This is a genomic window from Nocardioides sp., from assembly GCF_047607365.1.
In the GTDB taxonomy this organism is placed as follows: domain Bacteria; phylum Actinomycetota; class Actinomycetes; order Propionibacteriales; family Nocardioidaceae; genus Nocardioides.
On record NZ_JASGDD010000119.1, the window covers coordinates 43,538 to 53,314 of the forward strand.

The 9,777-nt window shown below is 72.0% G+C and carries 10 protein-coding genes; 7 read left to right on the plus strand and 3 right to left on the minus strand.

All coding sequences use genetic code 11. From position 1 onward, the window contains the following. Nucleotides 1–94: 94 nt before the first annotated feature. Nucleotides 95–1,426, minus strand: a complete 1,332-nt coding sequence (gene gabT / locus QM572_RS09340) for a 4-aminobutyrate--2-oxoglutarate transaminase (RefSeq protein ID WP_415092352.1) — start codon at nt 1,424–1,426, stop codon at nt 95–97. Between the two features lie 19 nt (nt 1,427–1,445). Between gabT and dxr the strand changes: the two genes are divergently transcribed. Both dxr and QM572_RS09350 read left to right on the plus strand, forming a co-directional pair. After that, complete coding sequence (dxr, locus tag QM572_RS09345; protein ID WP_415092354.1) at nt 1,446–2,531, plus strand: 1-deoxy-D-xylulose-5-phosphate reductoisomerase; 1,086 nt, start codon at nt 1,446–1,448, stop codon at nt 2,529–2,531. A gap of 8 nt (nt 2,532–2,539) precedes the next feature. Then, nucleotides 2,540–3,874: a M50 family metallopeptidase gene (locus QM572_RS09350; protein ID WP_415092357.1), complete on the plus strand. Its 1,335-nt coding sequence runs from the start codon at nt 2,540–2,542 to the stop codon at nt 3,872–3,874. 3 nt (nt 3,875–3,877) lie between these two features. Here QM572_RS09350 and QM572_RS09355 read toward each other — a convergent pair whose 3' ends face one another. Both QM572_RS09355 and QM572_RS09360 read right to left on the minus strand, forming a co-directional pair. After that, a complete protein-coding gene (locus QM572_RS09355) occupies nt 3,878–4,525 on the minus strand; it encodes a response regulator (RefSeq protein ID WP_415092359.1) in 648 nt (215 codons plus the stop codon). Then, the gene (locus tag QM572_RS09360; protein WP_415092361.1) at nt 4,522–5,502 is read right to left on the minus strand and encodes a histidine kinase; all 981 of its coding nucleotides are present in this window, start codon (nt 5,500–5,502) and stop codon (nt 4,522–4,524) included. The genes QM572_RS09355 and QM572_RS09360 overlap by 4 nt, the downstream gene beginning before the upstream one ends. Nucleotides 5,503–5,654: 152 nt before the next feature. Here QM572_RS09360 and QM572_RS09365 point away from each other — a divergent pair, with 152 nt between their 5' ends. The 5 genes from QM572_RS09365 to QM572_RS09385 form a co-directional block, all read left to right on the plus strand. Continuing rightward, on the plus strand, nt 5,655–6,170 hold the full coding sequence (locus QM572_RS09365; RefSeq protein ID WP_415092363.1) for a hypothetical protein: 516 nt from the start codon (nt 5,655–5,657) through the stop codon (nt 6,168–6,170). After that, nucleotides 6,157–6,600 (plus strand): TrkA C-terminal domain-containing protein, encoded by a 444-nt coding sequence (locus tag QM572_RS09370; RefSeq protein WP_415092371.1) that lies wholly within the window; start codon nt 6,157–6,159, stop codon nt 6,598–6,600. The genes QM572_RS09365 and QM572_RS09370 overlap by 14 nt, the downstream gene beginning before the upstream one ends. After that, nucleotides 6,597–7,889: an SLC13 family permease gene (locus tag QM572_RS09375; RefSeq protein WP_415092365.1), complete on the plus strand. Its 1,293-nt coding sequence runs from the start codon at nt 6,597–6,599 to the stop codon at nt 7,887–7,889. Before QM572_RS09370 ends, QM572_RS09375 begins: the two co-directional genes overlap by 4 nt. Nucleotides 7,890–7,934: 45 nt before the next feature. Next, entirely contained in the window at nt 7,935–9,065 is a 1,131-nt protein-coding gene (ispG, locus tag QM572_RS09380) for a flavodoxin-dependent (E)-4-hydroxy-3-methylbut-2-enyl-diphosphate synthase (protein WP_415092373.1), read from the plus strand. Nucleotides 9,066–9,077: 12 nt separating this feature from the next. Then, nucleotides 9,078–9,777, plus strand: a 700-nt coding sequence (locus QM572_RS09385) for an alpha/beta hydrolase fold domain-containing protein (RefSeq protein ID WP_415092367.1), incomplete at its 3' end; no start/stop codon positions are given.

The window sequence follows — 9,777 nt, forward strand, 5'->3', positions numbered from 1 at the left end:
GTGCCCGGCAAGGCGCCGACGCGAAGGCGGCCTGGGAGCGAAGCGGGCCGTCGAGCGGCGTGCAACGCCGCCGGGTGCCGCGTTTCGCGACGCCTCAGGCGGTGGCGGCGAAGGCCTCGGCGATGACGTCGAAGGCCTCCTCCAGCAACTCGTCGCTGATCGACAGGGGCGGCAGGAAGCGGAAGACGTTGCCCCACGTCCCGGCCGTCAACACCACGACGCCCTGCTGGTGGCAGTGGGCCGCCACGGCGTTCGTCCGCAGCGGGTCGGGCTCGAGCGTGCCGGGCTTGCACAGCTCGATGGCCAGCATCGCGCCGCGGCCGCGGATGTCGGCGATGACGTCGAACTCCTCCCGCAACGCCCGGAGGCGACGCTCCATCAGCGCGCCGATCGCGGTCGCACGCGCGGCCAGGTCGCCGGTCTCCATCTCCTCGATCGCGCCGAGGGCGCCGGCGCAGGCCACTGGGTTGCCGGCGTACGTGCCGCCGAGGCCGCCTGCGTGGACGGAGTCCATCAGCTCGGCGCGGCCGGTGACGGCGGACAGCGGCAGGCCGCCGGCGATGCCCTTGGCCGTCGTGATCATGTCCGGGACGACGCCCTCGAAGTCGACCGCGAACCAGGCGCCGGTGCGGCAGAAGCCGGACTGGATCTCGTCGGCGATGAAGACGATGCCGTTCTCGGCGGCATAGGCCGCGAGCGCGGGGAGGAAGCCGGGTGCGGGGACGACGAAGCCGCCCTCGCCCTGGATCGGCTCCACGATGATCGCCGCGACCTGGTCGGCGCCGACCTGCGAGGCGATCACGTCGATCGCCCGCGCCGCCGCCTCGGCTCCCGTCAGCCCGTCGCGCACCGGGTAGGACATCGGCGCGCGGTAGACCTCGCCGGCGAACGGGCCGAAGCCGTGCTTGTAGGGCATCTGCTTCGCGGTCATCGCCATCGTCAGGTTGGTACGCCCGTGGTAGGCGTGGTCGAAGACGATCACCGCGTCGCGGCCGGTCGCGTGGCGCGCGATCTTGATCGCGTTCTCGACCGCCTCGGCGCCGGAGTTGAACAGCGCCGACTTCTTCGCGTGCTCGCCGGGGGTGAGCTCGGCCAGCTTCTGCGCGACGTCGACGTAGCCGTCGTACGGCGTCACGGTGAAGCAGGTGTGGGTGAACGCGGCGAGCTGCTCGGCCGCGCGGGCGACGACCCGCTCGGCGGCGTTGCCGACCGTCGTGACCGCGATGCCGGAGCCGAGGTCGATCAGCGCGTTGCCGTCGACGTCGACGAGGATCCCGCCGCCGGCGGCCTCGACGTAGACCGGCAGGGTGGTGCCGACGCCGTCGGAGACGAACGCCTTCTTGCGCTCGTGCCGCTCCTGGGAGAGGGGGCCGGGGATGGCCGTGACGAGGTTGCGCTTCTGGGGGATCGTGGGGCCGCCGCTCATGTACGCCAGGATATGGCCCATGCGCGATGTGGTCATCCTCGGCTCGACGGGCTCCATCGGCACCCAGGCGCTGGACCTCGTGCGGGCGAGCCCCGACCGCTTCCGGGTCGTCGGCCTGACCGCCGGGGGAGGCAACCCGGCGCTGTTCGAGGCCCAGGTCGAGGAGTTCGCGCCGGCCGTCCACGGTCTCGGCGAGCAGGCGTCCGTCGACGCCGCCGCGACCGCGTGCGACGTGGTGCTCAACGGCATCACCGGCGCGGTGGGGCTCCGCCCGACGCTCGCCGCCCTCGAGGCCGGCAACACCCTGGCGCTGGCCAACAAGGAGTCGCTGATCATCGGCGGCCCTCTGGTCAAGCAGGCGGCGGGGCCGGGCCAGATCGTGCCGGTGGACTCCGAGCACAGCGCCATCGCCCAGTCGCTGCGCGCGGGCCGCGCCGAGGAGGTACGCCGTCTGGTCGTCACCGCGAGCGGCGGACCGTTCCGCGGGCGCACCCGCGAGCAGCTCGCCCGCGTGACGCCGCAGGAGGCGCTCAAGCACCCCAACTTCGCGATGGGCCGGGTCATCACCACCAACTCCGCCACCCTGGTCAACAAGGGCCTCGAGGTGATCGAGGCCCATCTGCTCTTCGACGTCCCGTTCGACCGCATCGACGTGGTCGTGCACCCGCAGCAGATGATCCACTCGATGGTCGAGTTCGCCGACGGCGCCGTCGTCGCCCAGCTCGGCCTGCCGACGATGATGGTGCCGATCGCGATGGGCATGGCGTGGCCCGACCGCGTGCCCGGCGCCGAGACCCCGATCGACTGGACGAAGGCCTCGGACTGGCGCTTCGAGCCGGTCGACGACGTCGCCTTCCCGGCGGTGCGGCTCGCCCGCGAGGTGGGGGAGCGCGGCGGGACGGCGCCCGCCGTCTACAACGCGGCCAACGAGGTGTGCGTCGACGCCTTCCACGACGGCGGCATCTCCTTCACCGGCATCGTGGACACCGTCGCCGCCGTGGTCGCTCAGGCCGACGACGTACGCTCGGATGGGCTCACGGTCGAGGACGTCCTCGCGGCCGACGCATGGGCCCGCGAGACAGCCCAGACCCTGATCGGACGTTGAACACAGCGGTGACCGCACTTCTCTACACCCTCGGCCTCGTCGCCTTCTTCCTGGCGATCCTGGCCTCGATCGGGCTGCACGAGCTCGGGCACCTCATCCCCGCCAAGCGCTTCGGCGGCAAGGTCACGCAGTTCTTCGTCGGCTTCGGCCCCACCCTCTGGTCGCGCAAGCCGCGCGCGGGCCAGGAGACGGAGGTCGGCATCAAGGCGTTCCCGCTCGGCGGCTACGTCAAGATTGTCGGGATGCTCCCGCCAGGCCCGAGCGGCGAGCAGCGCGACTCGAACACGGGCATGTTCACCCAGCTCATCTCCGACGCCCGCCAGGCCGAGTGGGAGCACGTCACGCCGGCGGACGAGCCCCGCCTCTTCTACAAGATGGCGTGGTGGAAGAAGGTCATCGTGATGGCCGGCGGGCCGACGGTGAACCTCCTCATCGCCTTCGTCTGCTACCTCGCGATCTTCGGGCTCTACGGCGAGCGCACGACCGTGGCCGACGCCGGGCGCCCGGTGCTCGCCGAGGTCACCCAGTGCGTCATCCCCTACGTCGAGAACCGCACCACCTGCCAGGCCGGCGACCCCGAGTCGCCCGCCGCCGTCGCCGGGCTGGAGGCGGGCGACGAGATCACCTCCTTCAACGGCACGGCCGTCACGTCGTGGGCGCAGCTCAAGGCGCTGGTGCAGGCCAACGACGACGGCGCCGCGACTCTTCGCTTCCTGCGCGACGGCGTCGAGCAGGAAGCGACCACCAACACCACCGTCGAGGCGCGTCCCACCGGAACGAGCTCGACGACCGAGACACTCCGCCAGGTCGGCTTCCTCGGGGTCACGCCGACCTCGCACACCGAGGTCACCCACGGCGGCCCGATCTACACGCTGAGGCAGATGGCCGGCATGGCCAAGGACTCCGTGGTCTCCTTCGTGCACCTCCCGGCGAAGGTCTGGGGCGTCGCGAAGGCGATTGCCGGGGTCGAGGACCGCGCCGCCGACAGCCCCGTCTCGATCGTCGGCGGCAGCCGGTACGCCGGCGAGGCGGTCTCCAGCAGCGACTTCCCGCTCACCGAGAAGCTGGTCTTCCTCGCCAGCCTGGTCGGTGGCTTCAACCTCTTCATCGGCCTGTTCAACTTCATCCCGCTCCTCCCGCTCGACGGCGGCCACATCGCCTCCGCGCTCTGGGAGGGCCTGCGCCGCGGCGTCGCCCGCCTGCTCGGCCGCCCCGATCCCGGGTTCGTCGACGCCGCCAAGCTCCTCCCGATCGCGTACGTCGTCGCGTCGGCCATGCTCGTCATGGGAGTCGTCCTGATCGTCGGCGACCTCGTCGTCCCGGTTCACCTCACGGCCGAGTGAGGTCTACGGCTCGATCAGGCCGGCCCTGATCGCGTAGCGGGTCACCTGCGTCCGATCGCGCATGCCGAGCTTGGCGAGGATGTTCGCGCGGTGCCGCTCCACCGTCTTCGCGCTGATCGTCAGCGCACGGGCGATCTCGCGCGTCGAGAAGCCCTCGGCGATCAGCTTGAGCACCTCGTCCTCGCGCGCGGTCAGCACGCTGGTCGGCAGCTGCTCGCCGCGGCGCATGCGCTCGAGCAGGTCGCGCACCAGCGTCCCCACCGCACCGGGATAGACGAACGCCTCGCCGCGCATCGCCGCCCGGCACGCCCCGACGAGATCCTCGTCCGCGACCGACTTCAGCACGTAGCCGCTGGCGCCCGCCTTGAGAGACTCGAAGAAGTACTGCTCGTTGTCGTGCATGGAGAGCATCAGCAGCTTCGGCGGGTTCGGGCGGCGGGCGATCTCGCGCGCCGCCTGCAGGCCCGTCATCCGCGGCATCGCGACGTCGAGGACGACCAGGTCGACCTCGACCCGACGCAGCAGCGCCAGCGCCTCGGACCCGTCGCCGGCCTCGGCCACGACCGCTATGTCGGGCTCCTGCTCGAGGATGAGCCGGACTCCGCGGCGTACGAGCGTGTGGTCGTCGGCGAGGAGGATCCGCGTGGTCACGGCGAGTGCTCCGCCGCCGGGATCGGCAACGACAGTCGAACCCGGGTCCCGTGCCCGGGCAGGGTGGCGACCTCGAGGTCGCCACCGACGAGCCGGGCTCGCTCGTGCATCCCGACGATGCCGGCGCCGGGCGTCAGGTCTCCTCGGCCGGCGCCGTCGTCGACCACCTCGAGCACGACCCGTTCGCCGAGGCGGGTGAGCGAGACGGCGACGCTCGCCGTGCCGGCGTGCCGGACGACGTTGGTGAGCGCCTCCTGTGCCACGCGGTAGACGACCAGCTCGGTCTCCCGGTCCAGGGCGGGCAGCCCGCGCCCGAAGGTGCGGGTGACCCGCACGGTGCCGGCCGCGGAGACATCGCTGCACAAGGCGGCGAGAGCGCTGTGCAGCCCGAGATCGTCGAGTACGCCCGGTCGCAGCCGCCGTGCGACGCGGCGGATGTCGTCCAAGCCGTGGCGCGCCGAGTCGCGGAGCACCCCGACCTCCGCGACCACGTCGGGCGGCGCGACCCCGTCGAGCTGGTCGGCCAGCCGCTTGAGCCCCAGCAGCACCACCGTCAGGCTCTGCCCGATCTCGTCGTGGAGCTCCTGGGCGATCCGGTGTCTCTCCGCCTCCTGGGCCGAGAGCTCTCTGGCCGCGCTCGCGGCGCGTTCGCGCTCCAGTCGGTCGAGCATCGCGTTGTAGCTCTCCACGAGCAGCGCCGCCGGGCCGCTGCGCGGCGAGGGCTGGCGCTGACCCGTGTTGGCGAGGCGCACGCTGTCCATCGTCCGGATCAGGCGGTCCACCGGCGCCAGGCTGCGGCGCAGCAGCAGTCCGTTGAGCGCGATGATGACGGCGAGTCCGACCGCGAGGACGACCGCCTCGGAGGCGAGCACGTCCTCCGACACCCGGGCGGGAGAGAGCGCCAGGACCAGCGTTCCCGCCAGGAACACCGCCCCGTTGGTCGCGCACACCTTCCAGAACAGCGACAGCGATCTCACGCCCACCGTCCCAGCGTCCCATGTGCCCGCTACGTGTGGGCGCTGCGGCGAATGGGTGCTAGCACCCATTCGCCCCCGGCCCTCCGTCGACTTGACTTGAGCCCGAGGCGAGCAGGACGAACGGGACCGGAGGTCGGAACATGTCGGAGGCGATGGTGGCAGTGCTCCTCGTGGCCGTCGTGGGCCTGCTGGTCCCCGCCGTGGTGCGTCTCGCGCCGTCGCGGCACCGCGTCACGGTCGTGCGCCGTGGCCGGGTCGTCCGGACGACCCGAGGGCGGCTCGCGGTGGTCGTGCCCGTCCTGGAGTCGGCCCGCGCGTGGCCCGTCGATCCGTGCCAGGTGGCGCTGAACGTGCGGGCGTCGACGCTCTCGGGCCGGGAGGTGCGGGTGCTCGTGGACCTGACCGTCCTGCTCGCCTCCCAGCCTCCCGGCAGGAGGTACGACGACGCGCGCATCCGCCTCGCGACGGTCGCCGAGCAGCGGTTCGTCGCGATGGTCGCCGACCACGAGGCCACCGACCTGGCCGCCTCGGGCCGCGGCGTGGTGGCGGCCCTCGTCGGCATCGCGGTGCCGGGCGGGTCGATCACGGGCGTCGACCTCGCCGGCGTGGAGCTGCTGCTCCACCTTCACCAGCCCACGGGAGGGAGCGGCCGTGATGGGAACCGCTGAGCTGGAGCTGGCCGTCGCGGTTGGCATGATCTGCGCCGCCGTCGGATTCACCGTGGGGCTGGCCATCGGCACCGGCAGGGAGCCGCGCTGGCGGGAGCGGGGGAGCTTCGTCCACAAGGTCTCGATCGGCTTCGCGCCGCTGGACCGGCTCGACGCGCTGATGCTGCGCTTCGAGGTGGAGGAGGGCTCGAGGCTGGGCGGTGTCACGGTCGACGAGCTGCGCCTGCCGGCGGGCTCGGCCGTCGCGCTGGTCACGCGTGGCTCGGAGGTCGTGGTGCCGGATGGGCGGACGGTGCTCCGCGTCGCCGACCACGTGCTTGTGGTCGCCGGCCGGGACCAGGTCGGCCAGGCGGAGGAGCGCCTGCGGTCGGTGAGCCGCCACGGCCGGCTCGCCGGCTGGTGCGGCGAGCTCGAGGTGAGCACCGCGTGATCCTGGCGTCGGCCGCCGTCTCCGTCTTCCTGATCAGCTACGCCCTCATCGCCACCGAGCGAGTCAACCGCGTGGCCGCGGCGCTCGGGGGCGTCGCCGGCATGACGGTGATCGGGCTCGTCGACGCGGAGACGGCCTTCTTCGACCCCGAGACCGGTGTCGACTGGAACGTCATCTTCCTGCTGTTCGGGATGATGGTGATCGTCGGCGTGCTCAAGCAGACCGGCCTCTTCGAGTTCCTGGCGCTGTGGGCCGCTCGCCGATCGGGTGGCCATCCCTACAGGCTGCTCGTGCTGCTCGTCCTGGTCACCTCGGTGGTCGCGCCGATCCTCGACAACGTGACGTGCGTGCTGCTGGTCGCGCCGGTCACCCTCTCGGTGTGCCGCCGGCTCGGGCTCTCGCCGATGCCCTACCTCGTCTCCCTCGTCCTCGCCGCCAACCTCGGGGGGCCCTCGACGCTGATCGCCGATCCGCCGAACATCATCATCGGCAGCCGGGCCGGGCTGACCTTCGACGACTTCCTGATCCACTCGCTGCCGCTGAGCGTCGCCCTGCTGGCCGGCTACTGCCTCCTCGCCCGGGTCCTCTTCCGCTCCTATCTGTCCACGCCCGTCGACCTGGACGGTCTCGGCGACCTGCGCCCCCGCGACGCCATCGTCAACATGCGACTGCTGGTGCGCTGCCTGGTGGTCCTCGCGCTGGTGATGGTCGCCTTCAGCCTCCACACGGTCGTCCACCTGGACCCGTCGGTCGTCGCGATGATGGGCGCCGGCGTCACCGTCCTGGTCTCGCGGACCACGCCGGAGGAGTTCCTCGAGGAGGTGGAATGGGGCACCCTCGCCTTCTTCATGGCCCTCTTCGTGCTGATCGGCTCGCTGGTGGAGGTCGGCGTGATCGGAGAGCTGGGCCGACTCGCCGCGGACTGGATGGGCGACCGCGAGCTGCTGGGCGCGACCGCGCTGCTGTTCGGCTCGGGGGTCTTCGGGGCCTTCGTCGACAACATCCCGTACACGACGGCGATGGTCCCGATTGTGGAGGACATGGTGGCGGTGACCCCACACGGCGGGGCCGAGAGCCCCCTGTGGTGGGCGTTCGTCTGGGGCGCCGATCTCGGCGGCAACGCCACGGCGGTCGCGGCCGGTGCCAACGTGGTGGTCCTCGGCATCGCGGCCAAGGCGGGGCAGCCGATCAGCTTCCTGGGCTTCACCAAGTACGGCGTCGTGGTGACCGTGCTGTCGCTGGCGATCGCCTGGCTCTACCTCTACCTGCGCTACTTCGCCCTCGCCTGACGGCACCACCTAGAATCGGTCGTTGTGACCGCTGTTTCGCTCGGCATGCCGGAGGCACCGCCGCCCGTGCTCGCCCCCCGCCGCACCACCCGCCAGATCAAGGTCGGCAAGGTGGGGGTCGGCAGCGAGTCGCCGATCTCGGTCCAGTCGATGTGCACGACGCTGACCGCCGACGTCAACGCGACGCTCCAGCAGATCGCCGAGCTGACCGCGTCGGGCTGCGACATCGTCCGGGTCGCCTGCCCGAGCCAGGACGATGCCGAGGCGCTGCCGGCCATCGCCCGCAAGGCGCAGATCCCGGTGATCGCCGACATCCACTTCCAGCCGAAGTACGTCTTCGCCGCCATCGAGGCGGGCTGCGCCGCCGTACGCGTGAATCCGGGCAACATCCGCGCCTTCGACGACCAGGTCAAGGAGATCGCGGCGGTCGCCAAGGACCACGGCACGTCGATCCGGATCGGCGTCAACGCCGGGTCCCTCGACAAGCGCCTGCTCGAGAAGTACGGCAAGGCCACGCCCGAGGCGCTCGTCGAGTCCGCGGTGTGGGAGGCGGGTCTCTTCGAGGAGCACGACTTCCACGACTTCAAGATCTCGGTCAAGCACAACGACCCCGTCGTCATGGTGCGGGCCTACGAGCTGCTCGCCGAGGCCGGCGACTGGCCGCTGCACCTCGGCGTGACCGAGGCCGGCCCGGCGTTCCAGGGCACGATCAAGTCCGCGACGGCGTTCGGCGCCCTGCTGTCCCAGGGCATCGGCGACACGATCCGGGTCTCGCTGTCCGCGCCGCCGGTCGAGGAGGTCAAGGTCGGCCTCCAGATCCTCGAGTCGCTCAACCTCCGGCCGCGCCGCCTGGAGATCGTCTCCTGCCCCTCGTGCGGCCGTGCGCAGGTCGACGTCTACACCCTCGCCGAGCAGGTCACCGCCGGCCTCGACGGTCTCGAGGTCCCGCTCCGCGTCGCCGTCATGGGGTGTGTGGTCAACGGCCCCGGCGAGGCCCGCGAGGCCGACCTCGGCGTCGCCTCCGGCAACGGCAAGGGCCAGATCTTCGTCAAGGGCGAGGTGATCAAGACCGTCCCCGAGCACGCCATCGTCGAGACCCTGATCGAGGAGGCGATGAAGATCGCCGAGTCGATGGAGCCCGCCGAGGGCGCCGCACCGGCCGTCACCGTCGGCTGACGGGTCGCTGACGTGGCCGGCGCGCCCGACGTACCCCTCCAGCGGTTCCCGCTCCCCTTCCCGGTCAAGCCCTACGAGCTCCCCTCCGCCCGCGCGCCCTGGCGCGACGGCGACCGGACCGTCTGGAGCCAGGTCGTCTACGCCAACGTCGAGGGCTGGCGGCCGCAGGCGATGGACCTCTACGTGCCCGACGCCGACGGCCCGGTCCCGGTGGTCGTCTACGTCCACGGCGGCGCGTGGCTGGGCGGCTCGCACCTGCCCGCCTGGGACGACATGGTCGACTGGGCCACACTGTGGCGCCGGCTCAACGACGCCGGCATCGCGGTCGCGTCCATCAGCTACCGTCACTCGGCCGAGGCCCCCTTCCCCGCGTGCCTGTACGACGTCAAGGCGGCCGTCCGCTGGCTGCGGACCTTCGGATCCCGGCTCGGCGTCGATCCCGATCGGATCGGGCTGCTCGGCGACTCCGCCGGGGGCCATCTCGCGACGCTCGCCGCGCAGCCCGGCAGCGCCGAGGGCGACCTCGGAGCCGTCGGCGTGAGCAGCGCGGTGTCCGCCGTCGTCGGCTGGTACCCCGTGACCTCGCTCGAGGACATGCCCGGCGCCGATCCGCAGGCGCCCCACGTCCGTCTTCTCGGCGGCACGCCGGCCGAGCGCCCGGAGCTCGCCCGCGCCGCCAGCCCCGTCGCCCACGTCGGCCCGGCGTCGCCCC